General features: G+C 70.0%; 28 protein-coding genes, 1 tRNA gene and 5 pseudogenes. 17 read left to right on the top strand and 17 right to left on the bottom strand.

The window, feature by feature from the left end; translation table 11 throughout:
- The first annotated feature begins 3 nt into the window (after nucleotides 1–3).
- From AB5J53_RS42135 to AB5J53_RS42115, 5 genes and pseudogenes are all read left to right on the top strand, one after another.
- Complete coding sequence (locus tag AB5J53_RS42135) at nucleotides 4–654, top strand: endonuclease (protein ID WP_369250858.1); 651 nt, start codon at nucleotides 4–6, stop codon at nucleotides 652–654.
- Between the two features lie 203 nt (nucleotides 655–857).
- Nucleotides 858–1,189, top strand: a pseudogene (locus tag AB5J53_RS42130) (hypothetical protein); the annotation flags it as partial.
- 127 nt (nucleotides 1,190–1,316) lie between these two features.
- Nucleotides 1,317–1,610, top strand: coding sequence for a hypothetical protein (locus AB5J53_RS42125; RefSeq protein ID WP_369250857.1), 294 nt, complete (start codon nucleotides 1,317–1,319; stop codon nucleotides 1,608–1,610).
- A 46-nt stretch (nucleotides 1,611–1,656) separates the two neighbouring features.
- A pseudogene (locus AB5J53_RS42120) lies at nucleotides 1,657–2,159 on the top strand (DNA polymerase ligase N-terminal domain-containing protein).
- A gap of 367 nt (nucleotides 2,160–2,526) precedes the next feature.
- Nucleotides 2,527–3,261, top strand: a complete 735-nt coding sequence (locus tag AB5J53_RS42115; protein WP_369250856.1) for a VOC family protein — start codon at nucleotides 2,527–2,529, stop codon at nucleotides 3,259–3,261.
- 42 nt (nucleotides 3,262–3,303) lie between these two features.
- Here the strand turns inward: AB5J53_RS42115 and AB5J53_RS42110 are convergent, their stop codons facing one another.
- Both AB5J53_RS42110 and AB5J53_RS42105 read right to left on the bottom strand, forming a co-directional pair.
- A complete protein-coding gene (locus AB5J53_RS42110; RefSeq protein ID WP_369250855.1) occupies nucleotides 3,304–3,546 on the bottom strand; it encodes a DUF6480 family protein in 243 nt (80 codons plus the stop codon).
- A 492-nt stretch (nucleotides 3,547–4,038) separates the two neighbouring features.
- A complete protein-coding gene (locus AB5J53_RS42105) occupies nucleotides 4,039–5,133 on the bottom strand; it encodes a hypothetical protein (RefSeq protein WP_369250854.1) in 1,095 nt (364 codons plus the stop codon).
- Between the two features lie 518 nt (nucleotides 5,134–5,651).
- On the opposite strand from AB5J53_RS42105, the gene AB5J53_RS42100 reads away from it, so the two are divergent.
- Complete coding sequence (locus AB5J53_RS42100; protein ID WP_369250853.1) at nucleotides 5,652–5,825, top strand: hypothetical protein; 174 nt, start codon at nucleotides 5,652–5,654, stop codon at nucleotides 5,823–5,825.
- Nucleotides 5,826–5,875: 50 nt separating this feature from the next.
- On the opposite strand, the gene AB5J53_RS42095 is transcribed toward AB5J53_RS42100, so the two are convergent.
- A complete protein-coding gene (locus tag AB5J53_RS42095) occupies nucleotides 5,876–7,360 on the bottom strand; it encodes a SpoIIE family protein phosphatase (RefSeq protein WP_369252807.1) in 1,485 nt (494 codons plus the stop codon).
- A 487-nt stretch (nucleotides 7,361–7,847) separates the two neighbouring features.
- On the opposite strand from AB5J53_RS42095, the gene AB5J53_RS42090 reads away from it, so the two are divergent.
- From AB5J53_RS42090 to AB5J53_RS42080, 3 genes are all read left to right on the top strand, one after another.
- Nucleotides 7,848–8,087 carry a hypothetical protein gene (locus AB5J53_RS42090; RefSeq protein WP_369250852.1) on the top strand — a complete coding sequence of 80 codons (240 nt, stop codon included), beginning with the start codon at nucleotides 7,848–7,850 and terminating at the stop codon, nucleotides 8,085–8,087.
- 299 nt (nucleotides 8,088–8,386) lie between these two features.
- Complete coding sequence (locus tag AB5J53_RS42085) at nucleotides 8,387–8,599, top strand: hypothetical protein (protein ID WP_369250851.1); 213 nt, start codon at nucleotides 8,387–8,389, stop codon at nucleotides 8,597–8,599.
- A 361-nt stretch (nucleotides 8,600–8,960) separates the two neighbouring features.
- The gene (locus AB5J53_RS42080; protein WP_369250850.1) at nucleotides 8,961–9,533 is read left to right on the top strand and encodes a YceI family protein; all 573 of its coding nucleotides are present in this window, start codon (nucleotides 8,961–8,963) and stop codon (nucleotides 9,531–9,533) included.
- On the opposite strand, the gene AB5J53_RS42075 is transcribed toward AB5J53_RS42080, so the two are convergent.
- The gene (locus AB5J53_RS42075) at nucleotides 9,440–9,814 is read right to left on the bottom strand and encodes a hypothetical protein (protein WP_369252805.1); all 375 of its coding nucleotides are present in this window, start codon (nucleotides 9,812–9,814) and stop codon (nucleotides 9,440–9,442) included. The genes AB5J53_RS42080 and AB5J53_RS42075 overlap by 94 nt on opposite strands.
- 183 nt (nucleotides 9,815–9,997) lie before the next feature.
- Entirely contained in the window at nucleotides 9,998–10,576 is a 579-nt protein-coding gene (locus AB5J53_RS42070) for a hypothetical protein (protein ID WP_369250849.1), read from the bottom strand.
- Between AB5J53_RS42070 and AB5J53_RS42065 the strand changes: the two are divergent.
- Nucleotides 10,551–11,311, top strand: a pseudogene (locus AB5J53_RS42065) (aminoglycoside phosphotransferase family protein); the annotation flags it as partial. The gene AB5J53_RS42070 and the pseudogene AB5J53_RS42065 overlap by 26 nt on opposite strands.
- Here the strand turns inward: AB5J53_RS42065 and AB5J53_RS42060 are convergent.
- Nucleotides 11,274–12,323 (bottom strand): LacI family DNA-binding transcriptional regulator, encoded by a 1,050-nt coding sequence (locus AB5J53_RS42060; protein ID WP_369250848.1) that lies wholly within the window; start codon nucleotides 12,321–12,323, stop codon nucleotides 11,274–11,276. The pseudogene AB5J53_RS42065 and the gene AB5J53_RS42060 overlap by 38 nt on opposite strands.
- A 57-nt stretch (nucleotides 12,324–12,380) precedes the next feature.
- Between AB5J53_RS42060 and AB5J53_RS42055 the strand changes: the two are divergent.
- Nucleotides 12,381–12,734 (top strand): annotated as a pseudogene (locus AB5J53_RS42055) (transposase); the annotation flags it as partial.
- Between the two features lie 581 nt (nucleotides 12,735–13,315).
- Here the strand turns inward: AB5J53_RS42055 and AB5J53_RS42050 are convergent.
- Nucleotides 13,316–13,389, bottom strand: a tRNA-Pro gene (locus AB5J53_RS42050).
- Between the two features lie 100 nt (nucleotides 13,390–13,489).
- On the opposite strand from AB5J53_RS42050, the gene AB5J53_RS42045 reads away from it, so the two are divergent.
- The 3 genes from AB5J53_RS42045 (at nucleotide 13,490) to AB5J53_RS42035 (ending at nucleotide 15,114) form a co-directional block, all read left to right on the top strand.
- Nucleotides 13,490–14,014, top strand: coding sequence for a DUF309 domain-containing protein (locus tag AB5J53_RS42045; protein ID WP_369250847.1), 525 nt, complete (start codon nucleotides 13,490–13,492; stop codon nucleotides 14,012–14,014).
- Between the two features lie 79 nt (nucleotides 14,015–14,093).
- Entirely contained in the window at nucleotides 14,094–14,864 is a 771-nt protein-coding gene (cobF, locus tag AB5J53_RS42040; protein ID WP_369250846.1) for a precorrin-6A synthase (deacetylating), read from the top strand.
- A 124-nt stretch (nucleotides 14,865–14,988) separates the two neighbouring features.
- On the top strand, nucleotides 14,989–15,114 hold the full coding sequence (locus tag AB5J53_RS42035; protein ID WP_369250845.1) for a hypothetical protein: 126 nt from the start codon (nucleotides 14,989–14,991) through the stop codon (nucleotides 15,112–15,114).
- On the opposite strand, the gene AB5J53_RS42030 is transcribed toward AB5J53_RS42035, so the two are convergent.
- Entirely contained in the window at nucleotides 15,101–15,847 is a 747-nt protein-coding gene (locus tag AB5J53_RS42030; protein WP_369250844.1) for a cobalt-precorrin-6A reductase, read from the bottom strand. The two genes, AB5J53_RS42035 and AB5J53_RS42030, sit on opposite strands and share 14 nt — an antisense overlap.
- A gap of 114 nt (nucleotides 15,848–15,961) precedes the next feature.
- Between AB5J53_RS42030 and AB5J53_RS42025 the strand changes: the two genes are divergently transcribed.
- Nucleotides 15,962–16,897, top strand: a complete 936-nt coding sequence (locus AB5J53_RS42025) for an HAD-IIA family hydrolase (RefSeq protein ID WP_369250843.1) — start codon at nucleotides 15,962–15,964, stop codon at nucleotides 16,895–16,897.
- Between the two features lie 3 nt (nucleotides 16,898–16,900).
- Here the strand turns inward: AB5J53_RS42025 and AB5J53_RS42020 are convergent, their stop codons facing one another.
- From AB5J53_RS42020 to tnpA, 3 genes are all read right to left on the bottom strand, one after another.
- Nucleotides 16,901–17,674 (bottom strand): sulfite exporter TauE/SafE family protein, encoded by a 774-nt coding sequence (locus AB5J53_RS42020; protein ID WP_369250842.1) that lies wholly within the window; start codon nucleotides 17,672–17,674, stop codon nucleotides 16,901–16,903.
- A gap of 97 nt (nucleotides 17,675–17,771) precedes the next feature.
- Nucleotides 17,772–19,157, bottom strand: coding sequence for an AMP-binding protein (locus AB5J53_RS42015; RefSeq protein WP_369250841.1), 1,386 nt, complete (start codon nucleotides 19,155–19,157; stop codon nucleotides 17,772–17,774).
- Nucleotides 19,099–19,497: an IS200/IS605 family transposase gene (gene tnpA, locus AB5J53_RS42010; protein WP_369252803.1), complete on the bottom strand. Its 399-nt coding sequence runs from the start codon at nucleotides 19,495–19,497 to the stop codon at nucleotides 19,099–19,101. Before tnpA ends, AB5J53_RS42015 begins: the two co-directional genes overlap by 59 nt.
- Before the next feature lie 59 nt (nucleotides 19,498–19,556).
- Here tnpA and AB5J53_RS42005 point away from each other — a divergent pair, with 59 nt between their 5' ends.
- Nucleotides 19,557–20,795, top strand: coding sequence for an RNA-guided endonuclease InsQ/TnpB family protein (locus AB5J53_RS42005; RefSeq protein ID WP_369250840.1), 1,239 nt, complete (start codon nucleotides 19,557–19,559; stop codon nucleotides 20,793–20,795).
- Between the two features lie 12 nt (nucleotides 20,796–20,807).
- Here AB5J53_RS42005 and AB5J53_RS42000 read toward each other — a convergent pair.
- Both AB5J53_RS42000 and AB5J53_RS41995 read right to left on the bottom strand, forming a co-directional pair.
- A pseudogene (locus AB5J53_RS42000) lies at nucleotides 20,808–21,098 on the bottom strand (AMP-binding protein); the annotation flags it as partial.
- Nucleotides 21,099–21,257: 159 nt separating this feature from the next.
- Nucleotides 21,258–22,445, bottom strand: a complete 1,188-nt coding sequence (locus AB5J53_RS41995) for an acetyl-CoA C-acyltransferase (protein WP_369250839.1) — start codon at nucleotides 22,443–22,445, stop codon at nucleotides 21,258–21,260.
- A gap of 215 nt (nucleotides 22,446–22,660) precedes the next feature.
- On the opposite strand from AB5J53_RS41995, the gene AB5J53_RS41990 reads away from it, so the two are divergent.
- Nucleotides 22,661–22,927 (top strand): WhiB family transcriptional regulator, encoded by a 267-nt coding sequence (locus AB5J53_RS41990; RefSeq protein ID WP_369250838.1) that lies wholly within the window; start codon nucleotides 22,661–22,663, stop codon nucleotides 22,925–22,927.
- A gap of 108 nt (nucleotides 22,928–23,035) precedes the next feature.
- Here the strand turns inward: AB5J53_RS41990 and AB5J53_RS41985 are convergent, their stop codons facing one another.
- The 4 genes from AB5J53_RS41985 to AB5J53_RS41970 are packed head-to-tail and all read right to left on the bottom strand — an operon-like array spanning nucleotide 23,036 to nucleotide 26,887.
- Nucleotides 23,036–23,950, bottom strand: coding sequence for an NAD(P)-dependent oxidoreductase (locus tag AB5J53_RS41985; RefSeq protein ID WP_369250837.1), 915 nt, complete (start codon nucleotides 23,948–23,950; stop codon nucleotides 23,036–23,038).
- Nucleotides 23,947–24,636: an SDR family NAD(P)-dependent oxidoreductase gene (locus tag AB5J53_RS41980; protein ID WP_369250836.1), complete on the bottom strand. Its 690-nt coding sequence runs from the start codon at nucleotides 24,634–24,636 to the stop codon at nucleotides 23,947–23,949. The genes AB5J53_RS41985 and AB5J53_RS41980 overlap by 4 nt, the downstream gene beginning before the upstream one ends.
- A gap of 20 nt (nucleotides 24,637–24,656) precedes the next feature.
- The gene (locus tag AB5J53_RS41975; protein WP_369250835.1) at nucleotides 24,657–25,538 is read right to left on the bottom strand and encodes a cupin domain-containing protein; all 882 of its coding nucleotides are present in this window, start codon (nucleotides 25,536–25,538) and stop codon (nucleotides 24,657–24,659) included.
- Nucleotides 25,535–26,887, bottom strand: a complete 1,353-nt coding sequence (locus tag AB5J53_RS41970; RefSeq protein WP_369250834.1) for an amidohydrolase family protein — start codon at nucleotides 26,885–26,887, stop codon at nucleotides 25,535–25,537. Before AB5J53_RS41970 ends, AB5J53_RS41975 begins: the two co-directional genes overlap by 4 nt.
- Nucleotides 26,888–26,920 lie beyond the last annotated feature (33 nt).

The raw sequence follows: 26,920 nt of genomic DNA, 5'->3' as shown, positions 1-26,920 counted from the left end.
ATCATGAGCGACAAACAGCAACGAGTCATCAAGGAACTCGTCTCCTCGTACGGCCGCACCTATGCGGAGGAGGCCGGCATCCGGCTGAAGAACACCCCGCAGCCCCTGTACCGCACCCTGGTGCTGGCCCTCCTGCTCAGCGCACGCATCCGCGCCTCCACCGCCCTCGCGGCCGCCCGCGCCCTGTACGACGCGGGCATGCGCGACCCCCGTCGCATGGCCGCGGCGACCTGGCAACAGCGGGTCGACGCGCTGGGCCGCGGCGGCTACCGGCGCTATGACGAGCGCACGGCAACCCAACTCGGCGACGGAGCTGAACTGTTGACGGAACGCTGCGGCGGTGACCTGCGACGCCTGCGGGAGGAGGCCGACGGGGACGTTGCCCAACTGCGTGGTCTGCTGCAGGAGGTGCCCGGGATCGGGCCCGCGGGAGCGAACATCTTCCTGCGCGAGGCCCAGAGTGTCTGGCCGGAGGCGGCACCCTACATCGACTCGAAGGCCCTGGACGGCGCGCGCCGGCTCGACCTGCCGGACGAACCCGACCAGCTGGTCAAGATCGCAGGAAGCACCGAACCCGCCAGGCTCGCCGCCGCGTTGGTACGGGCTGCACTGGACAAGGAGGTGGTCGAGCAGGTCCTCGGAAAGGCCGGATAACGCCGGGCGGACAGCAACCGAGGATCCCTCGGCCGCTTCGCCGGCTAACGGTGTCGCGCTGTTCGCACATCGCGTGGGTACGAAGCCGGGGCGCGCGAAGACCGCTGAGCCGCCGCCCCCGCCGTGATCTCGGCGCCTCAGCACCACGGCACGGCCTGAACGCATCTGCCGGGCGGCCGTTCGGGACAGGACCGCCAGTCAATCCCGCGCGGATCTTCCCCCGCGCCATCTTCCTGGGCGTCGCCGTGACCGGCGTGCTGTATGTCCTCGTCGCGCTGATCTCCTCGCTCGTGGTCTCTCACCGGGACCTCGCTGCCCAATCGCCGCACGCCGGTGACCGGCATCGCCTTCGTCACCGTCATCACCGTCGGCCTGGAGGCGACCGGTGAGATCAAGGGACTTGGCGACACCACGCCCGCTCGCGAAGCGGCGGTCCGACGTGTAGATCCGCGCCGCCGTACTGGTCGCGATCGGGGTGGGCCTGTGGGCGGTCGACAGGGTGGCGATGCGTGCGACGAATGAAGGGCGCGCGTAGGCGGGCTAGCGCCAGGCCCGCCGGCCCAGCTGCGGCGTCCGGGCCGTGTACCCCGCCGGGTCACGGGTACCCATAGCGGCGACATGACCCCCTGAGGCCTCTCAGGCTCCCTGAGGAGATGACTCGGATGCTGTTCATCGGACTGCTCCTCCTCGCGACCACCGGTGTGTTCACCGGCCTGGCCATCGCCGACAACCTGTCCGGCGGACCCGAGTACACCGTGTCGGTCCTCGACCACGACATCGCCACCATGAGCACCCTGGCCATCTTCTGCTCCGGCCTCGCACTGGCGCTGATCTTCTGCCTGGGTCTGGCCATGGCGATGCGCGGGGCGGTTCACCGACGTCACAGCCGCCCGCGCTCCCACCGGACCGAAGTCGCCGGGCCGGACACGATGGCCGGACCGAACCTCCAGCACTGACGAGGCCCATCTGCCGGCTTCAGGGTCCTCGGGTCGCTGCCGTGCGCTGTCCGACTACCACCGCAAGCGCGACTTCTCCAGGACCGAAGAGCCGCGGGGCAACGACGGGACGGCCGGCGACCAGCCCCACTTCGTGGTGCAGATCCATGACGCGAGCACGATGCACTTCGACTTCCGGCTGGAGGTGGACGGGGTCCTGAAGTCCTGGGCCGTCCCCAAGGGGCCCTCGGGTGACCCGCACGACAAGCGGCTGGCCATGCCCGCCGAGGACCACCCGCTGGAGTACCGGGAGTTCGAAGGCGTCATCGCCGAGGGCGAGTACGGCGGAGGCACCGTGATCGTGTGGGACGAGGGAAGCTACAGCAATCTCACCGTCGACCGCTCCGGTCAGAGGCCCCCTACGCCGACGCCCTGCGCAAGGGCCACGCCTGAGGGGCGGGCGGGAGGCCACGGCACGACCGACCCGCTCGTGCCAAGTCGCTGCTCAGCGGACGCACGTTGAATCAGGTGGCCCGGAATGCCGACGGGCAGGAGGACGACGGACGATGACCGGGCTGCCCGCCTGGCGCCTTCCGGTTGGCTGCACATGTACGTCGGGTGACTTTACGAAGTAGTCACTCCCCTGTGGAGAGAACGTTTCACGCACTCCCCTGGCCGAGACCCGGAATCCGTTATCTCGCAGAAGGCGAATCTTTCGGCGCGCAGTAAATCACCCTTTCCGCACCGGATAGCGGCCGAAAGTCGGCAGCTTCCCTTTCAGTAAGTAACAGCCTGTAATCCGCCGGACACTTTTCGCCATTCGGGGCTTCAGTGTGGGGTATCGTGGAGAGGTTCCGGTCACCCCTCAGCGGATGGGTTGGAGCTTGTGTCGACGTCAAGTGATGCGGTATTCGGCGCTCCGTGCTGGGTCAGCCTCATGGCCCGCGATCTGCACGCCGCCGAGGATTTCTACGGCGGGGTATTCGGCTGGGAGTTCCGGCCCACACGGCTCGGCGAGGAATTCTCCGTCGCCTTCCTCGACGGAGCCCCGGTCGCGGGCCTCGGTGCACTCGCAACGCGCCTGGCCGTGGCCGTCGCGTGGACCCCGTACTTCGCCGTCGACGACGCCGACGCGGTCGCGGGGCGCATTCGTGAGCGCGCCGCCACCGTCGCTGTCGGCCCGCTCAACCTCGGTACTGGCCGGGCCGCTCTGGCCGCGGACCGGGACGGCGCGGTCTTCGGCATCTGGCAGGGCAGGGTCATCCCCGACTGGGGTGTCGGCAGGGCAGAGGCGCCCGCCTGGCTGGAACTGCGCACCAGGGATGCGTTCGAAGCGGCGATCTTCTACGCCGAGGTCCTCGACTGGGGATGCGGGCAGCCCGACTGCTGCCAGGTGGCCTACGAGGACGACCAGGTTGTGCTGCGCCACCACGGCATCGCCGTCGCACGGCTCGTCGGCGGCGCGATCGAGGCCGCTCCCGACCCACACATCCAGCCGCGCTGGCACGTGCACTTCTACGTCCCCGACATCGCCTATGCCGTCGAGAAGGCCATCAAGCTCGGCGGCAGCACCGTGTCACCCGACGGGACCATCGACGCCGCCGACGACGAGGCGATGCTGCGCGACCCGGACGGAGGACTCTTCACGGTCACCACCCGCACATCCGGATAGCCGGGCCCTTTCCGGAACTCGGGCCCGGCTCACCGCGACGCACTATGTGTCAAAGGCAGCCGAGGGACTTGTGCTCGGGGTTACGGGCGGCTGCTTCGGACGGCAGGACCGAGGTACCGGAGGCCACGTCGGGCCCCCGTACCAACCGCGCGTACGGGTCTCGTGCGGGTCTGCGTCCGAGGCCGGGCCGGCTTCGGCGGGTGGGGTTTCGCCCGGGGGCATGGAGCCGCCAGGTTTCCCGGCCGGGGTCACCCGGGGATCGAGGTCGGGATTGTTTGCGGCCATATCGAGCAGGTGCCCCAAACTGCTCCGATCCAATATCCGTCGGCACGAAGTTCGATAGACGCTGAAACGCCCCGATCAGGCCTCGTCACCTTTACGCAAAGGCACCGCCGGACGAGCCCGAGGTACCGGACGAGACACAGACCGATGCCGCCGCGGCTCCGGCGGAGACCGTTGCAGTCGGCTCGGTCGCCGGTGCCCTTTAGGTCGTCATTGCCGGTATTCCACAAGCCCATTGGCGAACGCACTGACCTCGAGTAAGCCACCGCCCAGAGCCGTGGAAGGAAATCGGCCAAGACCGGCCCGAAGTACTTGAAGCGGGTCTACGCCGGTCTCGGTGCGCGTCAGCGGCTCGGCTCCGCTGCGCTGATGTCGGCGAGCGCAGACCGCGGATCGCGCTCGACAGCCAGGTCGCCCAAGTTGACAGCGACTGGTGGCAGCGACACAAGTCGTGACGTAGGAGGGGCACTCTGTTCGAGCACCTGGCGGCGTCGGTCAGGTGCCGGGGTAGCGGAGAAGTACAGCGAGGCCGTCCCTCAGAGGCAGTGCGTCCCGCGTCACGGCGATCAGCTCGCCCCTGGTTCTGGCGGTGGCTCGGATCAGCGCGCTGCCTGCGGGCTCCTCCCAGTAGTACGGCACTCCGAAGGCGTGCAGGTCCGCGCCCGAGAGAGCGATATGGGTCGGCTCGGTGCCCACCCACAGAGGTGGGGCCGCGGACACCGGCGGGTTGAGTATCAATGCCTGGGTCTGGGCACGCTGCAGGGCGGTCACGGTGGCCGCGAGGCCTTCGACGTCGTCTCGGCTGCGGGCCCGCTGGGCGAGGAAGGCATCCAGCCGCTGCCGGTCGTGGTCGGGCAGCGTGCCGGCGAACAAGGTGCCCAGGCCGGTCTCCAGGAGTGCCCGGCCAGGCTCCGGTCGCCAGTGGCCGCTGTCCTTGAGCCTGACAAAGCGGTCCTGCAGTTTCCTCGGGGCCTGCCGGATGAGGCTGTTGGTGGCCCACGGGTCACCGGACAGGACGATCACCTCGGTGCCGTCCCCGTCCACGCTGTCTGCCAGTTCGCTGATGAGCTGTTCGGCTTCCTTGGGCCAGCCATCCACCGGTATCCGGCGCTGGGGAGCCTGGGAGGGCGCGACTCGGCTCATCGGCCAGCTGCCGGTGTCGTAGGCGACCTCGAGCTCGTCCTCACCGTCGTCGGCCTCCGGGGTGTGCATACGGTGCGTAACGACGACCGCGTAGCGGATGTCCGGAGCGTGCTGGAGAGCGAGCGGCAGTGCGTCGGGCAGCATGCCGTACCGAGCGGTGTCGTGGGCGGGTGGCTCGGGCAGGACCTCGGCCAGGAGCAGGTGCCCGTGCGCGGCGAAGATCGCCTGGCCGTGTCGTCCTACTACGTCGCGGTCAGTGCCGACGACATCGGCGATGGCGTCGAGGGTGGCGTGGTCGCTGTCGTGGGCGAGCAGGCTGTCCCGCAGGTTCCTCCAGCGCAGCTGGATGGCCCGGTCGGGTTCGTCGATTTCACGGGAGGTGTCGAGGTAGACGGAGGCGATCGGGCCGGGGCGTTCGTACAGGGGGTTGAGGAACTGCAGCTTCACGTCTTCCTCCCGGAGCGCGCTTCAGCGTGCCGCCCTCCCGTATGACGGGCTCCAGGGCCGGTGCCGTCCCAGGCTCCGGCCCTCGCGTGTGACGGGCTCCGGGGCCGGTGCCGTCCCAGGCGTCGGGCCGGGCCGAGGATGCGGATCGGGGCGCGGGGCGGGCGGCGGCTGGAGATCGGGTTCGGGCTGGGGCGGCGCCGGGGGCACGGGATCGGGTCCGCCAGGAGAAGGCACCGGACCTGACACGGGGCCTGGTTGCGGACCGGGACCCGGTCCGGGTGCCGGTGTGGGACTTGGTGGTACGGGGTCTTTGGGAGGGATGCCCATGATGGCTCCCTGTCTCGGTCGCGGTGGGCGGCATCGGGGCCCTCGCCAGGCCGGTTACCCGGCTGTTGCCGAGCGAAACGGCCGGAGGGGCTCCGGAGGATCCGCCCGGCCGGCCGATCCTCTCAGCGCTGGCGCGACGGGCCCCCGACGGGTAGGTGGCAGGTGCAAGTCCCGCGCGGGAGGTGAGCGCGGTGGCGTGGCACCTGCGCATGACGCTCCTGGGCGTGGGCACGATGAACTCGCCGCGCTTCGCACCCGCCGGCCTGCTGGTGCGCAACCGCGGTCACCGGGTCGCGTTCGACGCGGGCCCCGGGGCCGCGGAGCTGCCGCTGCGGGTTCGCCTCCGCGGTTACGTTCTCGCATGAGCTGGTCGGCCCCACACCGCGCGGCCCGAGCGGCGCTCATTCCCGGTCTCTCACCCGACCCTCGTCAGCGGTTCTCTTGCCACGGGGAGATGCCAGGGCGGGACATGGGCATGCAGGGGCCGGAGCTGCTCTGCCCAGATGGTCTTCCCGGTGAGCGTGTGGCGGGTCCCCCACCGTTCGGTGAGCTGGCCGACGAGGAACAGGCCGCGGCCGCCCTCGTCGAGGTCACGGGCTCGGCGCGGGTGCGGTGAGGTGCTACTGGAGTCGGAGACCTCGCAGATCAGTGCGGAGTTGTGGATGAGCCGCAGCTGGATCGGGGGCCTGGCGTGGCGGATGGCGTTGGTGACCAGTTCGCTGACGATCAGCTCTGTGGTGGGAGCGGCCTCCTGCAGACCCCATGTCGTGAGCTGGTCGGCGGCATGCTGGCGCGCGTCCGCGACGACGGCGGGGTCGGCAGGCAGGTCCCAGGAGGCCACATGGGCAGGGCCCAGCGCGTGCGTGCGGGCGACGAGGAGAGCCACGTCGTCGGGCCGCCCGGGCAGGAGCTCGTTGAGGATGCTGTCGCAGGTCGTCTCCAGCGAAGGGGCGGGCTCGGCCAGGACACGCAGCAGGGTCCGCAGTGCGGAGTCGATGTCGCGGTCGCGGGCTTCGACCAGTCCGTCGGTGTACAGAACGAGCAGGCTGCCTTCGGGCAGCTGGGCCTCGGTGGCTTCGAACGGCAGGCCGCCCACGCCCAGCGGGGGGCCCGGCGCCAGCGGGAGGAAGCCGACGGAGCCGTCCGGAGTGACGGCTGCCGGGGCCAGATGGCCGGCGCTGGCCAGCGTGCAACGGCGGGAGACCGGGTCGTAGACCACGTACAGGCAGGTTGCACCGACCTCCCCGACCGACTCGATCCCCTCTTCGATCTCTTCCAGGATGAGATCGTCCAGCTGGGTCAGCAGCTCGTCCGGGGGAATGTCGACATCGGCGAGGGTGCGCACCGCGGTGCGCAGACGTCCCATGGCGGCCGAGGCATGGATGCCGTGCCCCACGACGTCGCCGACAACCAGAGCCACACGGGCACCCGAGAGAGGAATGACATCGAACCAGTCGCCGCCGACACCGGCCTGAGGATCGGCCGGCAGATAACGCGTCGCCGTGTCCACCGCCAGCTGGGCGGGCCGGTGATGCGAGAGCAAGGTGCGCTGCAGCGCCAGGTCCACGCCCTCACCGCCCTCTTGCGGAATGGCGGCCTCAAGGAACCACTGGACCTGCTTTTCGGCGTTGGTCAGCGGGCAGGCCCACAGATCGGACTCCACCGGACGACCCGCCTGGTGGCGCAGTGCAACCCTTCCGAGCCACGCCTCCCGTCGCGCGAGGCTCCGCCGAGCCGAATCAGGAAGACCAGCGGCCAGAAGTTCCGTCGCCGGGTGCCCTACGACCTCCCCGGGTGCGTATCCCAGAAGCAGCCGGGCACCACGGCTCCACGCGGTGACGACACCATGCGCGTCAACGGCCGCGGCAGCTACCTCCGCCCCCTGCGCAGTGCCATGCATACGCATCGGTGCCCCATTCAGACCGGGGTCGACCCGCGTCGGCCACAAGCGAGACGGCAACCGGCCGCCTTTGCCGATCGCACCCCAGATATCTCTATGTTGCGCGTCTCAGGAATGCTCACGCGAACACTCCACATTTCAATTTCATTTTCCCATACCTGTCAGCAACATGATGTTGCCCCGTCAGCCCCAGGAGATACCCGTCAGCCCCAGGTGATAGCGGCCGCGTCTGGCGGTTGCAGAACTGTCACCGGTCCGCGGCGTCGGCTTCGTCCGGCCCGGGCAGGCGCCCTGTGCCCGCAATTCGGGGCGACGGTGGTCGTGATCGGCTGCAGTCGCGGCGGGCTGATTGCGCTCGGCTGCCGCGTCGGCCATCTGGTCAGATGGACTCCGGTCGCGGGGAGCAGGCCGCACAGCCGCGCCCCGCCGATCAATAGCTGGGCACACGTGAGCCCCGCGCGAGACGAATGGCGGATTTATTCTGGTCGTGGGGACTCTGCTTGTAAGTCGCGAAATGAAAGTCGAACTGATCGAACCGGCTGCCAACGTGCTGTTCGACGTCCCGGACGACATGCACGAGCAGATCATCACGCTCATCACCGCTCTGGCCACGGATCCGAAAGCGCGGGTCCCCGGACTGGCCGCGGCATTCGGTGACTGGTGCTGGCTTGTGTACACCATCCGCGGCGACGTGATCGAGGTGCTGGACGTCGGCTGCGCTCGGTGACGTCAGTGGCGCCTGGAACTCATATCGCGGTACGCCCGTCTCGGCACCTGCACCACGCGCCGGTGACAGCCCGGCACCGACAGTTGCATCCTGAAGGAACTGCCCGTAGTTGGGGGCGGCTGGAGCAGCCCCTGGTCACCCAGCCACGCGGGCTTGCGACACCTTCTGTCGCTACCGCCTTTTCCGTAGGCACCCAGCAGCCCCTCGAGTAGCTTTGGCACCGGAGATTCCGGAAGGTCCTTCACCCACTCCGGTGGCCTGGCGTATCGCCGGAACGGTCTGCCACGGAAGGAACTCGCGTGCTACCCGTCGGATCACTGGAGAACGTGCTGCGGGCCATCGGTGAGCAAACCCTTCACGGCCTGCTCACCATCGCCTCTTACGGTGGCGAGGACAGAGCGCAGCGCAACGCCGCGCAGGCTGCCGCCGAGGTCAGCGCGGAACGGCGCGGGAGCGAAGCGGCGGCCGCCTTACTGGCAAGGCACCACCTCTCCGAGGTGCCGCGCACCTGAGACGGCGTCCCGCTTGCGCCGAGCCGTCTGTTACAGGCGTCGGGCAGACCGACGGCTTCAGGACGCGGAGCCGAGAAGCCACGGTGACCTGGGCACGCGGTCGTCATACCGACGATGCGTTTCGTCACTCGCCGGCGTGCGGCCACCCGGGGCTCTCGCCTCGGAGAGCGCTGACCGGCAGGCACAGGTGCTGGCCCCGCCGCGCCGTGCCTCACCAGCGGGTCCCGCGGTACGCCGAGCAGAAGTCACCGTCACAGCGACCCAGGCTGCGCGCTCCCCCAAGGCATCATCGCGGCGCGGGGGACACGCCAAGCGGGCTGCCTCAACCGCCCGGCCGCGTCCGCGCCCTACCCTCGGCGCTGTGACGCTGACAGACGGAACGTATCGGCTGGGACCGTCGACCGGCCGCCTCTTGATCAAGACCGGGCGTGCAGGGCTGGGCCGCAGGGCTGGACACGACCTCACGATCGAGGCCACCCGATGGTCCGGCGAGGCGGTGGTAGCCGTCGGCGACCCTGGCAGATCGTCGGTGAGCGTGACGGTCGAGACGGACTCGCTTCAGGTTCGAGAGGGAACAGGCGGGCTGAAGCCCCTCAGCGACACCGACCGGGCCGAGATCAAACGGACCCTGGCAGGCGAGGCCCTGCTGCATATCGCACAGCACCCCACGATCGCCTTCCGCTCCACCCTGGTCGCAGGAACACTGCAGTCCTTCGAGATCACCGGGGACCTCACCATCAAGGGCCGAACCCACCCTGTGACGGTGCGGGGGAAGGGCAACGGCGACGGGCTTCTGCGCGGTTCGGCGATCGTCAGGCAATCCACCTGGGGAATCAAGCCCTACACCGCGTTCCTCGGCGCACTGCGGCTGGCCGATGACGTCCGTGTGGAGTTCGACGTAGCCCGGCTGGAGCCGGCAGACAACCCCGGATAGCCTCTGCGCCGGACCGAGCGCCGGAGTCCCGCCAGCCGATTTCGACCACCCGGCTCAAGACTGCGGGCAGGCCCACCGCGCGGACGCCTACGGTGAAGGCACGAGCGAGATCGGCGTCGGATCGAAGGTGAGGCCGTAGCCGATGACGCGGCCCTCGGCGTCGTACTCCGTGTTGCATGGCGGCCAGCGCGTCGCGGATCTCGGCGACCGGTCCGGGCGGCGAGCCGCTCGACCGTGACCGGTTCGCCGGTGGCGAGCAGTGCCTGCAGCGGACCTACCATCCTCATCAGCAGGCCCTGGCTACCTGGTGAAACCACAGGTCTTAGAGGAGCACATCACCCACGGCCGTTCAGGATCGCGGTTTCGGTGACCCTCCAGGACTCAAGAAGGGATGCTGTTGGTGATCAGCCAATGCAGCAGGAGCGTCCCCTGGCGAAGTTCAGTGGCCCTACAGGTGCTATCGGTTATCGGCGTTGCTGGTCGGGCGTTCCTTGCTGCTTGAGGGCCTGGTAGCGGTTGGCGAGCGCGTGGAACGCCTCCTTGGGTTCCCAGGGCCTCTCGGGGTAGGTGCGCGCGTCGGCTGGGTAGCCGCTGTGCTCGTCGAGGATCTTGACGATGCCGTAGGAGGCGAGGTCGGGGTCCGGTCCGGACAGACGGTGAGGGGTGCCGTAGCCGGCGAAGCTGAACCAGAAGACGGAGTCGACGCCTTCGTCTTCGAAGATGGACATGAGGTCGTCGAGACAGCGGACCTGCTCGCTCTCGTCGCGCACCAGGTCCGGTTTGGGGGTGACACCTTCGGGCTCCATAGCGACGTACCAGCCCGAGCCGCCGTAGTCGCCTGCCCCGTGGAAGGTGCAGCAGCCGACTTCCATGATGGCGACCGGCTTGCCGTGGGTGAACTCCTTGCGCAGGTCGTCGCGGTAGGTGGCGGCGTTGCGCAGGCCCCGGAAGGCGTCCAGGCCGACGATGTCGAACGGGCTCCAGTCCACCCCGTCCAGGGGGCACGAGGCGTAGCTGCTCGCCCCGCGCCTTCCCCTGGCCATCCCGCTACCGGTGGGGGTGGGAGAACCCGACTTCGGCTATCCGTGGCCGTGGGCGGTGTCCCGCTGGCTGGACGGCGAGGTGGCGACCGTTGAGGCACTGGCCGACTCGTCCGGGGCGGCCGTCGAACTGGCAGAGTTCCTGATCGCCCTTCAGCGGTTCTCGCCCGAGGACATCTCGGATGAGGGTGCCCGCGACGACCTCGCCGCCGGGTCGCTGGCCGACCGGGACCGTGCCACGCGGGCCGCCATCGAGAAGGTCGGCGGCGTGTTCGACGTCTCGGCGATGACCGAGCTGTGGGACGCGGCGTTGAGTGCCCCCGGGTGGGATCGCCCGCCGGTCTGGTTCCACGGCGACTTCCACACCGGCAACCTGCTGACTGTCGACGGCCGCCTCAGCGCGGTCATCGATTTCGGCGGGCTCGGCGTCGGCGACCCGGCCTGCGACCTGACGATCGCCTTCACCTTGATGTCGGCTGGGAGCCGGGGTGCCTTCCGTGCCGCGCTCGGCGTGGACGACGTCACCTGGGTGCGGGGCCGCGGCTGGGCCCTGGCCACGACTCTGAGTGCCTACACCGTCTACGCCGCCGTCGATCCCGTGTTGCCGCGCAGGCCACCCGCCAGATCACCGAGGCCCTTGTCGGCCAGGCAACAGGGCCCGCCTCGCCGATGGCCGCTGCACCGAAGTTCCCTCGATGTCTCAAGCGGACTTCCGCACGACCAAACGTGTCGGGGTGACCACAGAGGACAGCGGATGTCTGCCGTCTCGCGGCGCGAGCTCGTCCGCTGTGCGCTTGAACAGCAGCCGGGCCATCAGGCGTCCCATGTCCTCGATGTCCTGGTGCACAGTGGTCAACGGTGGCTCCGTCGCCTCAGCGATGGGCGCCAAGTCGTCGAAGCCGACAACCGCCACATCCTCGGGTACGCTGCGCCCGCGTTCCCGCAGTACGCGCAAGGCACCGGATGCCATCAGGTCCGAGGCGACGAAAACCGCGTCCAGATCGGGACACCCCTCGAGGAGCTCGGCCATGGCGGCGGCGCCGCCCTGCAGCGTGAAGTCGCCCTCGGCGATCAGATGGGGTGGGGTGTCCAGGAGCACGTCTCGGTAGCCGTCGAGGCGGTCGATCGCGGAAGCCTGGTTGAGCGGCCCGGTGATGGTCCCGATGCGTAGACGTCCCAGTGATTCGAGATGCCGAACGGCTTCCCTGGCTCCGCCGCGGTTGTCGGCGTCGACGTACGTGTAGCCGTTACTGCGGTGGCCGGAGCCGACGACCGGGCGACCGCCGAAGATGGCGGGCAGGCCCATGTGCTCGACCATGGCAGGCAACGGGTCGTCGGTGCGCAGGGAGAACAACAGCGCGCCATCGACGTGGCCGCCGCCCAGGAAGTTACCGACGCGCGGATAGTCGTCCGGCTCCTCGATGAACAGCAGCACCGGCTGCGCTCCTTGTTGGACAAGCTCCTGCCGGATGCCACGCAGATGGCAGTCGAAATAAGGGTCCACGAAGAGCCGGTTCTGCGGTTCGGTGACCACCACGGCGACGGCGTTGTTGCGGCGGGTGACCAGGCTTCGGGCGGCTTGGTTCGGTACGTAGCCGAGTTCGTCCACAGCCTGTCGGATGCGGTCGGCGACCGCCGCTCGCACCCTCGGCTCGCCGTTGATCACACGCGACACCGTGGACTTCGACACCCCTGACCGGCGTGCCACGTCCTCGAGTGTGGGGCGATATCCGTTCGACCGTTCCGTCAACACCTTCTCCGATGCGCGCAGTTCCTCAGGTGCTGGACACGTTAGCCGCACCCTGCCTTCGCCTTCGCCGAGTTCGGCCCGCTGGGCATCCGCCCCACCACCGGCTCCCGCTGGGCGAGGCAGAAGCATCCCGACCGGCTGCCGGCTACGTTCCACCGCACTCATGGCATCACCTACTTCCACGGCTGCCACTCGGCTCGGCGACGACCGGCTGTGGGATGTGGTTCGCCGACGCAAGGGCATCGACCACACCTGGGCGGCCCTGCGGTCGATCCGCGCGGCCCGCCCCGACGGAGCGATGATCCACGTCATCCTCGACAACCACTCCGCCGATTTGAACTGCGCATCCGCCGCTGGGCGGCGAAGAACAAGGTCGAGCTGTGTTTCACCCCGACCTACGCGTCCTGGGCGGTGATCCACCACGGCGGCCGCTGCACGACCGCACAGGGCGAGGAACTGGTCTGCGCCGGGCTCCGGATGCCGGCACCTGGGACACCGAAGCGCGGACGGCACGCTCCTACTGAGTGGTCTGTACACCGTGGGCAGTGGCACCCCGGCCGGCTGCTCGCCGCCCTGCCACCTGTGGCTGTCATCGGGGCGAGCGCCGGCGCCTGCCCGGTCAGCCGGACGACCTTCCAGGAGATCATCCGGGAGGAGCCGGGGCAGCAGATCTGCTGGACCGGGCACTGGACCTGATGCTCATCACCGCCTCGCGCGCCTGGTTCAACCGCCCCGGCGCCCGGGTTCCCGCCTGGTACCGGGCTCATAGTGACCCGGTGGTCGGCCCTGCCCTACGCACCTGGAGCGGGGCGCGGAACCCCGACCAGGTCTTCGACAGACCCGCGGTCATCTTCTCCAGGTCCAGCAACGGCATCTTCGCCGGCCTCCGAGTAAAGGTGCCGATGAGCGGCATGCTCGACGTCGAAGATCGGAAACGACCCACGCGAAAAAGGGCCCCCACAGGCTCCCGCCTGCGAAGACCCTTCGCACCGTCGGGACGACAGGATTTGAACCTGCGACCCCTTGACCCCCAGTCAAGTGCGCTACCAAGCTGCGCCACGTCCCGATGCGTTCACCCGCGGTGACCCGCGTGATCGTGCGAACAGAACTTTACCCCACGTCGTGGGCTGCTCCGAAGGGGGCGCGGGGCGCGCGACAATCGGCGTATGAGTGGGACATCTGAGGCTCGGCAGGGCGGCGGGCGTGATCGGGACACGGCGGGGCGGGCGCGGAACGCCCGGCCGCGCGACGGGCTGGGGCGACCCCTGCCGTACGGCGCGGACGGTGTGGAACGGCAGCCGGAAGGCGTCGTACGCGGCCCCGAGGAGAGTGTCGCCGAGGCGCAGGCGCTGCTGGAGGCGGGGAAGCCGTTTCACGCGCACGAGGTCTTCGAGGACGCCTGGAAGTCCGGGCCCGAGGACGAGCGCGCGCTCTGGCGTGGTCTGGCCCAGCTCGCGGTGGGCCTCACGCATGCGGCCCGGGGGAACACGACGGGCGGCGCCCGGCTGCTGCGGCGCGGCGCCGGCGCGGCCGAGGAGTGGGCGTCGGAGACCGGCCGGGGGCGGCCGTACGGAATGGACCTCGCGGAACTGAGCGCCTGGGCGCGGGAATTGGCGGGGGTCGTGGAGCGGGAGGGCAAGGCGATCAGCGCGGAGGCGTGGGCACCACGGTTGCGCGGGCGAGGGGACTGACCGGGCACCGCCGCGTCGGGCCGGTGCCGATCCCGGGTGCGGTGCGTCCACTGTCAGTGGCGTACGGCAGACTCTCGGTGTGCGAAAGATTCATGTCATCGGGATTGGGGCGGGCGACCCCGACCAGCTCACGCTGCAGGCGGTCAAGGCGCTGAGGAGCACCGACGTGTTCTTCATCCTGGACAAGGGCGAGGTGAAGTCGGACCTCGTCCAGCTGCGCCGTGACATCCTCGACGCGCACATACCGCAGGGGGCGTATCGACTGGTCGAGGCCCGCGACCCGGACCGCGACCGGTCCGCGGGGGGCGCGGCGTACTCGCCGGCCGTCGGGGACTGGCGCAGTGCCCGCGCGGCCATCTACGAGCGGCTGATCGCCGAGGAGCTGGGCGAGGACGAGAGCGGCGCGTTCCTGGTGTGGGGCGACCCCGCGCTGTACGACAGCACGCTCGGCATCCTGGAGGAGATCCTGGACCGGGGCGCGGTGGCGTTCACGTACGACGTCGTGCCCGGCATCAGCAGCGTCTCCGCGCTCGTCGCCCGTCACCGCACGGGGCTGAACCGGGTCGCGCGGCCCGTCCAGATCACCACGGGCCGCCGCCTCGCGGAAGGCTTCCCCGAGGGTGTCGACGACGTGGTCGTCATGCTCGACGCCCACCAGACGTTCCGGCAGTACGCCGGCGAGGACATCGACATCTACTGGGGCGCCTACATAGGCACGCCCGACGAGATCCTCGCCTCCGGTCCCCTAGCCGAGGCGGCTCCCCGTATCGAGCGTCTGCGGGCCGAGGCCCGGGAGCGCAAGGGATGGATCATGGACACGTATCTGCTGCGCAGGCATCCGCGCGGGTAGCGCACGCCCCGGCGACCGTGCGACGGGCAGGTGACCCGCGACGGTACGCCGCGCCGATGACCCTCACGCACGGGGCGCCCGCCGGATCATCAGCAACGCCTGGGGCAGTCGGCGCGCCGATCGCATGGAACGGGGCAGCGGCCGCGCGGCCCTCCGCGCCGTCCTCGACATCATCGCCGAGCGCCTCCTGGTCGAGGACCTGACCAACGGCCTGCCCACCGGGATCCGGGCGGCCGTCACCGGAGGCTGAGGTCCAGCCGGGTCAGGGCCGTCGTCACGTCCGGTACTGCGGTCACGCCGTCGGGGAGGTCGGGGCGGCGCACGACGACCACGGGAAGCCCGAGGTCACGGGCGGCCGTGAGTTTGGCCGCTGTTGCGGCTCCGCCGCTGTCCTTGGTCACCAGGACGTCGATGTGGTGCTCGCGCAGCAGGGTTTTCTCGCCGTCCAGCGTGAACGGGCCGCGTGCCAGGAGTACTTCGGCGTCGGGGGGCAGCGGGGGCTCCGGCGCGTCCACCGAGCGTACGAGGAAGTGGAGTTCGGCGAGGTCCGTGAAGGCCGCGAGGCCCAGGCGGCCCGTGGTGAGGAAGACGCGGCGGCCCAACGCCGGGAGCAGCGCGGCGGCTTCGGCGAGGGATGCTGCCGAGTGCCACCGGTCGCCGGGGCCGGGGCGCCAGCCAGGACGGCGCAGCACCACGGCCGGGACTCCGGTCGCCGCCGCGGCCCGCGCGGCGTTCGCCGTGATGGCGGAGGCGAACGGGTGCGTCGCGTCCACCACGGCGTCCACGCCGTGCTCGCGCAGCCACTCCGCGAGCCCCTCCGCTCCGCCGAATCCCCCGATCCGTACGTCCCCCGCAAGCGCCCCCGGCCGCGACACGCGCCCCGCCAGGGAAGTCGTCACCCGGACACCGGGACGCGTCGCCAGCTCGGCGGCGAGTTCGCGTGCCTCGGTGGTGCCGCCGAGGACCAGGACGTGGGGGGCCATGGCCTCGAGCGTACGGGGGCCGGGTAGGGGCGTGGGGTTCGGGTCCCACCCCGGGAAGCAGCAGGTCGGCAGGGTCACCGCCCGCGCATCCCGTGGGTCTCCGGCCATGTCCACGTGACCTGGTCAGCGCCCCGGGTACCGACACCTCTCGCGCACATCGGGTCCGGCAGGGTGAGCCGTCGGCGCAGGAAGCCTGCGCGCATGCGCGGCGCGGGTGCTGATCGGTATCGTCCGGGCATGGAGTCGGTACGCGCGGTCCTGATCGACATCGACGGTGTGCTCACGGTCTCGTGGCAGCCGCTGCCCGGCGCGGTCGAGGCGTTGCGGCAGATCCGTGCGTCAGGGCTCGGGGTCGCCCTGGTCACCAACACGACGTCCCGTACGCGCGCGTCGATCGCCGGGACCCTGGGCGAAGCCGGCTTCCCCGTGGACGCCGAGGACATCCTCACCGCCCCCGCCGTCACCGCCGCGTATCTCGCCGACCGCCATCCGGGCGCCCGGTGCTCCCTGCTGAACAGCGGTGACATCGCCGAGGACCTCGCGGGAGTCACGCTGGTCGGCGAGAGCGACGACGACCGCGACACGGACACCGTGCCGGATGTCGTCGTCGTGGGCGGCGCCGGACCCGAGTTCGGCTACGCCGCGCTCAACCGGACCTTCGGCCACCTCCAGCACGGCGCCCGGCTGATCGCCATGCACCGCAACCTGTACTGGCGCACCGATCAGGGGCTGCAGCTCGACAGCGGAGCGTTCCTGCTCGGCCTGGAGCGGGCGGCCCGCACCGAGGCGGAGATCACCGGCAAGCCGGCGCCCGCGTTCTTCGAGACGGCGCTGGCGCGTCTCGGGGTCGGTCCCGGTGAGGCGCTGATGGTCGGCGACGACATCGAGTCGGACGTGCTCGCGGCGCAACGCACGGGAATCACGGGTGTCCTCGTCAAGACCGGCAAGTACCTGCCCGAGAGCCATAAGGCGGCGAGCGGCGAACCCGACCACGTCCTGGACTCCTTCGCGGATCTCCCCGCCCTGCTGAACTCCGCCACGCCCCAGTAGCGGTCAGCGCAGCAGCAGCTGCACCCCGCCCACCACCGTCGCCGCGATCACCAGCCGCTCGAAGAGCAGCTGGTTGATTCGGTTCACGGCCCATTTGCCGATGAACGCCCCCGGCACGACGAAAGCCGCCAACGCCGCGTCCAACAGCAGCGAGTGGCCGTCGATCAGGCCGAGTCCCACGCTGAACGGCACCTTCGACACATTGACGATCAGGAAGAAGAAGGCCGACGTGCCGAGGAAGCCCAGCTTCCTGAAGCCCGCCGACAGGAGATACATCGACATCACCGGGCCGCCCGCGTTGGCGACCATCGTCGTGAAGCCGCCGAGCACCCCGTACGAACGGGCCTTGATCCGGCCCGTGCGCGTCGCCACCGAGTCGGGTTCGTCGTCCTGCGCGGCGGCCCGGCGGCGCCACACGGTGACCGCCGCCATCAGCAGCAGGATCGCGCCGATCGAGGTCCGTACGACCCCGTCGTCGGCCCACACCAGGAACAGCGTGCCGAAGACGACGCCCGCGGCGACCGCGGGGAACAGCCGCCACAGCGTCGGCCAGTGGGCATGCCGCCGATAGGTGAGCACGGCGAGCACGTCCCCGACGATCAGGATGGGCAGGAGGACGCCGGTCGAGGCGCGGGCGGGCAGCACGGCGGCGAAGATCGCCAGGCTGACCGTGTTGGCCCCGCTCACAGCGGTCTTCGAGAAGCCGACGAGCAGAGCCGCGGCGGCGAGAGCGGCGAACTCCCCTACGGATATGTGCCAGAGCGTCATCGTGTTCATGCGGGGACCGATGCTAAGCCCACGTATCTCCTGACGTAAGGAGCGTCTCGCCAGTTGACCCCTTCAGCAGGACCGTCGCGCAAGGAGACCCGCCGCGTCAGCTCCTGTAGCGCGCCCGCAGCTCCCGCTTGAGGACCTTCATGCTCGGGCCAAGCGGAAGCGCGTCGGTGAACTCCACGCGACGCGGGTACTTGTGGCGGCCCAGGTGTTTCTTGGACCAGTCGGTGATCTCCACCGCGTCCTGCGCGGTTCCCGGAGCGCGCACGACGACCGCGCACACCTCCACGCCGTGCAGCTCGTCCGGCAGGCCGATCACCGCGACCTGGGCGATGCCGGGGTGACGCACCAGAACCTCCTCGACCTCTCGCGGGTAGACGTTGTAGCCGCCGCGAATGATGACGTCCTTCTTGCGGTCGACGATCCTGAGAAAGCCCTCGTCGTCCTTGGTGCCCAGGTCACCGGTGCGGAACCAGCCGTCGACCACGGCCTCCGCGGTCGCCTCGGGCCGGCCCAGATAGCCGGAGAAGACATTGTGGCCGCGGATGACGACCTCGCCCAGCTCCCCCGGCGGCAGCAGCTCGACGCGCCCCTCGACCTCGGCGCGCGCGATCTCCACGTCCACGCCCCAGAGCGGGTGGCCGATGGTGCCCGCCTTCATGCCGAACAGGGGCTGGTTCACGGACGCGGTCGGCGAGGTCTCCGACAGTCCGTACCCTTCGTAGATCTTCGCCCCGAACGCCTCCTCGAAGCGTTCCAGTACGGCGACCGGCAGCGAGGCGCCTCCGGAGACGCACACGCGCAGTTCGGGCAAAGTCTCCGCCGTGCTGGCCGCGGCCGCGAGACCCACGAACATCGTCGGCACCCCGTGAAAGGTGTTCACACGCTCTTCGACCATCAACTCGATGGCGCGCGCCGCGTCGAAGCGCGGCAGCAACACGAGCATCGCCCCCGCCCGCCAGGTCGAGTTCATGGACACCGTCTGCCCGAAGGCGTGGAACAGCGGCAGCGCGCCCAGCGCGATGTCGTCGGGGCGGATGTCGTTGGCGTCGAAGGCATTGACCGTCGCGTTCATCACCAGGTTGAAGTGGCTGAGTACGGCGCCCTTGGGGACACCGGTCGTGCCGCTGGTGTAGAAGACGACCGCGGGGTCGTCCGCCTCGCGGGTGACGTACGACGGCAGCGGTTCGGCGTCGGCCGCGAGCTTCTCGAACTCGGCGCCCAGCGTGACGACCTGGACGCCGAGGGCCCGTGCGGCGGCGGCGCCGGTGTCGGCCTGCGCCGGGTGGCAGAGCAGCAGGCTCGCGCCGCTGTCCTTCAGCTTGATTCTTGCGAGGAGCCCCGGGCGTTTACGCCTGGGTGAAATCGCATCCTTGGTGGGGCGGTGCGGAGCGCCGCCGTGTCGTGGCGGCGGAGCCGCTGATGGCTCACCCGGGACGTTTCTGGTTGTCGATGTACTCCTTGATGACCGTGAGGGGTGCGCCACCTGCGGAGGCGGCGAAGTAGGACGGGCACCAGAGGTGGTCGCCCCACAGGTAGCGGCGGATGTGGTCGGGGAATTCCTGGCGCAGGCGGCGCGCGGAGACGCCTTTGAGCGAGCCGACCAGCCGGGACAGAGCGATCTTGGGCGGGTAGTGGACCAGCAGGTGCACATAGTCCTTCTCGCCGTTGAACTCGTGCAGCTCAGCGCCGAAATCCGCGCACACGTCCCGCATGATCTCCTCGCAGTGCGTGAGGATCTCGTCGGTGAACGGACCGCGCCGGTACTTCGGGGTGAAGACCAAGTGTGCGTGCAGAGAATAGACGACGCTACGTCCCCTGCGTATATGGGGGTTTGGTTCCCATCTCGGTGACACAGATCAATTCTTGTAGCTAGCCTGGGGGAGTGAAGTTGGTGGTGCAGGTGAAGCTGCTGCCGACGCCTGTGCAGGCGTCGGTGCTTGAGGCGACCCTGCGGGCGTGCAACGAGGCCGCCACCTGGGTGAGCGAGATCGCCTTCGTGCGCGGGGAGTTTAAGAACTTCGCCCTGCGCAAGCTCACTTACGGCGAGGTCAAGTCCCGCTGGAACCTGGGCGCGCAGGCCGCCCAGCACGCGATCAAGAAGACCTGTGACGCGTACATCGTGCTGAAGGCGAACCTGACGGCAGGAAATCTGGGGCAGGTTGGCTCCCGCCGTTACCGCCGGGCGACCGAGAAGCCGATCGCCTTCCGCCCGCAGGGCGCGCAGCCATACGACGACCGCATGCTGTCCTGGCAGATCCCGGACCGGACGGTGTCGATCTGGACCGTGGCGGGCCGCCTCAGGGGCGTGGCGTTTACCGCCTCACCGGAGCAGCTGGCCACGCTGGCCCTGTACCGCAAGGGTGAGTCCGACCTGCTGGAACGGGACGGCATGTGGTTCCTGAACGCCACGTGCGAGGTCCCCGAGACGGAGTTGAACCCGACTCCGGTGGATTTCGTCGGGGTCGACCTGGGCATCGTGAACATCGCCACCACCTCGGACGGCGAAATCATGGCCGGGCGCGAGCTGAACCGCATCCGGGTCCGCGAGCGCGGCCTGCGGGCCAAGCTGCAGAAGAAGAACACCCCGTCCGCCAAACGCCGTGCCAAGAAGCGGCGGGGCAAGGAAGCCCGGCGGGCGAGGGACATCAACCACAAGATCGCGAAGCATGTGGTGGCCGAGGCAGAACGCACCGGTCGCGGGATCGCCCTTGAAGACCTGACAGGCATCCGCGAGCGGGTACGGCTTCGCAAGCCCCAACGGGCCACCCACTCCAGCTGGTCCTTTGCCCAGCTGGGAGCGTTCATCGGATACAAGGCCCGCCGGGCGGGAGTGCCGGTGGTGTACGTCGATCCGGCGTACACATCCCGCACCTGCGCCGAGTGCGGGCACCTCGACAGGGCGAACCGGGTCTCGCAGGCCTGGTTCGCGTGCCGGAACTGCGGATTCGTTGATCACGCGGACCGGAATGGCTCCCGCAATATCCGGGCCCGCGCCTGGGAGTTGTGGCGACGCGGGGTCACGTCAACGGCCCCTGCCCCATCCCGAACACCACCGAGTGGGGCTGGACGCAAACGACACATCACCGCCAGTGATGCCCGGTGTGCAAGCCCATCGCCTTAGCGACGGGTAGTTGACTACGTGTTCGACCTCGGCCTGCGACAGCAGCAGATGGACGGGGACGACCACACCGCCCGCCGCCGCGATCGCGTAGTAGGCGTGCGGGAACTCCGCCGTGTTCGGCGCCATCAGCGCCACCCGGTCCCCCGGCCGCACGCCCAGGCCGACGAGGGCGCCGGCCTGGGCCCGGGCGCGCCGCCACACCTCGGCGAAGGTGAGACGCAGCTCGCCCTCGACGAGCGCCGTCCGGTCCGGACGGCGGCGGGCGTTCTCGGCGAGGTTCGCGGCGAGGGACAGGGTTGCCATGGAGGAATGCTCCGTTTCCTTGCTGGTGCGGCTCTGAACCGGTTGGGGGCTGCCCACGGTCTGGCGACAGCCCCGGCCACGTATTCACGGGCACTTGGCGGGCGCCCCAGAACTCATGGAAACTCGCAGGCGGACTCTCGCTGGGCGGAGTACGGGACTTCAGCCGCGCTCGATCAGGACGGCGCTGCCCTGGCCGACGCCGACGCACATCGTGGCCAGGCCGCGCGCGGCTCCCGTGCGGCGCATGCGGTGCAGCAGAGTGGTGAGGATACGGGCGCCCGAGCAGCCGAGCGGGTGGCCGAGGGCGATGGCGCCGCCGGTCGGGTTGACGAGGTCCGGGTCGATGCCCAGGCGGTCCACGCTGGCGAGGGCCTGCGCCGCGAACGCCTCGTTGAACTCGGCCTCCTCGATGTCACCGATGCTCCAGCCGACGCGCCCGAGTGCCTTCTGCGTGGCGGGGACGGGGCCGATGCCCATGACGTCGGGGTGGACGCCGGCCGAGGCGCCGGCGACATAGCGTCCGAGGGACTCCAGCCCCAGTTCGTTCAGGGCCTCCTCGCTGACCAGCAGGACTCCGGCCGCGCCGTCGTTCATCGGCGAGGCGTTGCCCGCGGTGACCGTGCCGCCCTCGCGGAACACCGGCTTGAGGCGGGACAGCTTGTCGAGCGAGGTGTCCTCCCGTACGCATTCGTCACTGTCGACGACGACACCGTCGGGACGCTCCACGGGCAGTAGTTCGGCGTCGAAGTGCCCGTTCTTGCGGGCGTCCGCGGCGCGCTGGTGGCTGCGCAGCGCGAACGCGTCCTGGCGCTCGCGCGAGACGCCGTACCGCTCGGCGACCTCCTCGGCGGTCTCCCCCATCGACAGGAGCCCGTGCAGCTCCTTCATCGCGGGGTTGACCAGACGCCAGCCGAGCCGGGTGTCGATGGTCTCGATGCGGGGCGGCAGGGCCTCGTCGGGGCGGGGCAGGACGAAGGGGGCGCGGCTCATGGACTCGGAACCGCCGGCGAGCACGATGTCGGCCTCGCCGGCGGCGATGGCGCGGGCCGCCGTGGTGACCGCTTCGAGGCCGGAGGCGCAGAGCCGGTTGACCGTGGCGCCGGGCACGGACTCGGGCAGCCCGGCGAGCAGCGCGGCCATCCGGGCCACATTGCGGTTGTCCTCGCCCGCCTGGTTGGCGGCGCCCCAGTAGACGTCGTCGATGCGGGCCGGGTCGAGCGCGGGCACCTCGGCGACCAGGCCGCGGACGACGGTCGCGGCGAGGTCGTCGGGCCGCACGGAGGACAGGGCTCCGCGCAACTTGCCGATGGGGGTGCGGCGGGCGGCCGCGAAGTGGACGGGACGCACGGCAGGACTCCTGAGGGACACCGGATCACAGGATCACCGGGTCACGCGATCGCGGGATCACCGGATCACGGGAACCGAACGATTGATCACCGAAGGGTTGATCAGCGAACAATTAATTAGCACTGCTAGTTTTGGACTATAGACCGCCCGGCGGCCCCTTGGGAAGATCCCCTGCGGTCGGTTTCCACCCATCCGTCCTGGGCACCCGCGCCCGCATGGAGTGGTTGCGGAGTGCTGCCTGCGCGGAAGCGGACCCGGATCTGTTCTTCCCCGTGGGCACGAAAGGGCCGGCGCTGGAAGACATCGCCGCCGCCAAGCGCGTCTGTTCCCGCTGCCCGGTGACCAGCGAGTGCCTGGCCTGGGCCCTCAGCAACCGGCAGACGTCCGGGGTGTGGGGCGGGACCTGCGAGGAGGAACGCGCCGCACTGATCCGGGATGACAGACTGCTCGCACACCTTGTCGAACGCAGGCCGACAGGGTGAACAGGCCTTGTCGAGCAGAGGAGTTGCCCGACGCCCGGGACCGAGACCGCCCGAGACCGGATCGACACGAGCACGCCGACTTCGAGCCGGAGAACGTCAGTCCTGGGCCTAGCAGGGCTCGGGAACATCGGGCCCGCCCGACCTGAGGAACTCCGCCATCGCGCTCAGGTCCCGGCCGCCGAAGCCTCCTTCGGCGGCCGTACGGGCCAACCGGCCGTTGAGACGGGCCTGTTGCATCGCCGCGCCGACCCGACCGGCGAGGTCCAGGATCAAGTCCAGGTCCTTGGCGACGAGTTCCAGGGTGAAGGCCACGGGTGTCTCGTCCGGATGCAGAAACGCGTCCCGCTTGTACTGCACGAAGGGTGCCGCCACAGCACTCGCCGCGAACACCTCGTACGCGGACTCCCTGGGAATCCCCGCCCGCTCGGCGAGCACCAGCGCCTCCGACAGGGCCTGATTGAGCCCGTGGACAACGGAGTTGACGGCCAGCTTCATCGCCGCTCCTGTGCCGCTGTCGCCCACGTGGAAGACCCGCTCGGCCAGCGCGTCGAGCACGGGGCGTACCCGGTCCAGTGCCTCGCCGGAGCCACCCGCCAGCACGGTCAGCCTGCCCTGCTCGACGAAACTCACGCTCCCCGATACGGGGGTGTCGAGCAGGGTCGCACCCTGTTTGTCGACGAGGGTGTGCAGGACCGCGACCGTCTCCGGGGCGATGGTGCTCGTCTCCAGCACCACGCTGCCGGGGCGGAGCCCGGCCGCGATCCCGTCCCCTCCGCCGTATGCCGCGCTCACGGCCGCGTCGTCGGCGAGCGAGACCAGCACGATGTCCGCGGACGCGGCGGCCTCACGGGCGGTGGCCGCGAGGGTGGCTCCCGCACCGGCGGCCACCGCCTCGGCCTTGTCGCGCGAGCGGTTGTAGGCCGTCACCTCGAACCCCGCGCGCCGCAGCCGCCGCACCATCGCGCCGCCCATGCGCCCGGTCCCGATCACCGCGAGCCGCATCCTCACCGGCATCATCGTCATCGGAGCAGCCATCCTCCGTCGACGGCGAGATCGACCCCGTTGACCGAGCGGTTGCGGAGCAGGAAGTCCACGGCGTCCACCACGTCGCGCATGGCGGCGAGCCGCCCCGTCGGGGTCCGCGCGCGCAGGCCCGCGAGCACCTCGTCGGGCTTCGCCGACCAGTACGGACTGTCGCCGACGACCCCCGGGTGCACGGCGTTCACCCGGACTGGAGCCAGCTCGGTGGCGAGGGTGTGCACCAGACCGGTCACCCCCGCGTTCACGGTCGCCACCGTTGTCGCGCCGGGATAGGGCCGCTCCTTCGCCTGGCCGCCGAAGAGCACGATCGCGCTCCCGTCGTGCAGTCGCGGGCGGAGCGTGTGCACGACCTCCGTGTAGCCGACCAGCTTGAGGGTGACCAGGTGGAGCGCCGCGTCGATGTCGTACTCCGCGACGCTGTTGTCGTCACGGGAGATGCCCGCCAGCACCAGGTGGTCGACGGTGCGGACGCTGGCCAGCGCCGCGGCGATCTCCCGTGGCCTGGAGAGGTCGAGGGCGAGGCCACGGGCCGCGCCGATCTCCTTGGCCACCGTGTCGGCCCGGTGCGCGTCGCGGCCGGTGATGACGACCTTGTCGCCGCGCTCCGCGCGGAACCGGGCGATCTCGCGCCCGATTCCCGACGTACCGCCGATGACGACCACGGTCATGGCCTCTCCTCCAGCCACGTTCACGGCTTCTCCTCCAGCGCCTCGCGCAGATAGTCCCAGTCCCGGGTGAAGCGGTAGGAGTGGCGCGGCGGCGGCTGCGGAGCCTGTGTCTCCAGCCAACGCACCGGCCCCCGACCGGCGTTGGCGAACCCGTGGACGCAACCGGCGCCCGCCCAGGCGGCGTCGCCGACGCCGAGCCGGTGACGTTCGCCGTCGAAGGTGGCGTCCACCGTGCCTTCGAGAATCAGGTACGTCTCCTCGAAGGGATGGTCGTGCGTGCCCGCCATGCCGTCGGACGCGTACTGCACCATGAACATGGTCGAGGCCACCGCCCCGAGGTCGCTGTCCACCATCGTCTTCACGGTGATGCCGCTGTAGACGAGCAGCGCCGTGCGCATGCTGGCCGAGACGGCGAGGAGGTCCTGGGACTGCTTGCCTGGATCCATCAGGTCGGGCTCGAAGTGCCCGAACGACCGGGTGCGCGGGTCACGGACGTCGATCCGGACAGGCTCCCGCTCCGGCAGCGCGGGCACCGCCCGGGTGTCGTACCCGTAGCGGGCCCGCGGGACCGGCGCGAGCATGTCGGCCCAGCGCCCGACGGTGTCCCCGGCGCCGCGCCAGGCGTGCGGCACACCGGTGGGGAGCAGCCCGTAGTCCCCTTCTTCGAGGAGGTACGAGCCTTCCGGCACATCGAGGACGACCGTCCCGGAGAGTATGTGGAAGGTCTCCTCGTACGAGTGCACGTGTGCGCCCACCACACCGTCGGGCCGCAACGCGCAGATGCCGAAGCCGGTGTGCACGCTGCCGTCCGCCTCGCCGACGACCGTGCGCCGATGGAAGCCGTGCGGGTCGTACGCCACCTCGGGGGCGTCCGCGGCCCGCCGCACCAGGAAGTTCGTCATGCCTTGGCCCTCGCCGCCTTCGCCGCCACGAGGCGGTCGCGTGACTCCTCGACCAGCCGCCGCGCCCGTTCGGCATCGGCGAGCAGCCGGCCGTCCCGCTTGCGGATCACCCCGTCGACGATGACGGTCTCCACGTTGGACACGTCCGCGCTCAGCGTGACGGCGGCCGCGGCGTCGTGCACCGGCGCCACATTGAGCGCCGTGGCGTCGATCGCCACGATGTCCGCCCGCTTGCCCGGGGTCAGGGAACCGGTCCGGTCCTCCAGCCTCGCGACGTGCGCGCCGCTGAGTGTGGCGATCTCCAGCATCTGACGTGCGGTCAACATCGTGTCGGGGATGCCCACATCGGCCTTCCAGCACTCGGCGTTGACGCGGGCGCGTTCCGCTGCGAAGGCCGCGCGGATCTGGGTGAACATGTCGCCGGGGACCGTGGTCACGACGTCGATGCTCAGCGAAGGCCGCAGCCCGCACTCGATCGCCTTCATCACGGGCGGCCAGCCGTGCCCCATCTGTGTCTCCACCTGCGGCGCGATCGAGACCGTACCGCCGGTGTCGGCGACCATGCGCCACTCCTCCTCGCTGAAGTAGCAGCAGTGGACGTAGGTGGTGTCGGGACCGAGCAGGCCGAGGTCGTGGAGCTGTTTCACCATGCCGAAGCGGCCGGCCAGGCGGCCCATGGCCACGTGCACGGTGATCGGGATGCCCAGCTCGCGGGCGAGGCCCCACTCGGCGGTGACGACGTCGTTGATGCAGAAGCCGGGGCCGCGGGTGGCCAGCGCCATGGTCAACAGTCCGTCGTCGGAAGCGAAGTAACGGTCCCGTATGCGCCGTACGTCGTCACCCGGTATCGCGATCTTGCTGTCGAACCAGTAGTCGGCGAGCGAGGTGTTGGCACTGCCGTACGCGTACTGCGCGCGGATGCCCGTCTCGGTCAGCGCCTGGAGCGCGGCGTCGGGGTGCCCCGGCGTGTTGTTGATGTGCGACCAGTCGACGAGCGTGGTGATGCCGGCGTTGAGGCACTCCAACGAGCCCGCGAGGTTGCCCGCGTACACGTCCTCGGGCGTGTAGACGGGGGCGAAGGTGTCGAGCACGTCGACGAAGTAGTCGTCGAGCGTGGCGTCGGGCGCGCAGCCGCGGATCGGCGCCTCCCAGGTGTGACGGTGGGTGTCCACGAAGCCCGGGATGACGATGCGGCCCTTCATGTCGAGCACTTCGGCGTCGGCGGCGATCTCGCGTTCCACCGCCGCGATCTTCCCGTCCTCGATGAGGACGTCCCCCTGGGGCAGATCCCCGATGTCGGGGTCCATCGAGACGACATGGCCCGAGCGCAGGAGCATCCGTTTGGTCATCGCCCTTCCTCCCATGGGATGTTCGGTACGGAG

The organism is Streptomyces sp. R41 (assembly GCF_041053055.1).
GTDB lineage: Bacteria > Actinomycetota > Actinomycetes > Streptomycetales > Streptomycetaceae > Streptomyces.
This window is presented reverse-complemented; position numbering and strand designations above follow the sequence as displayed.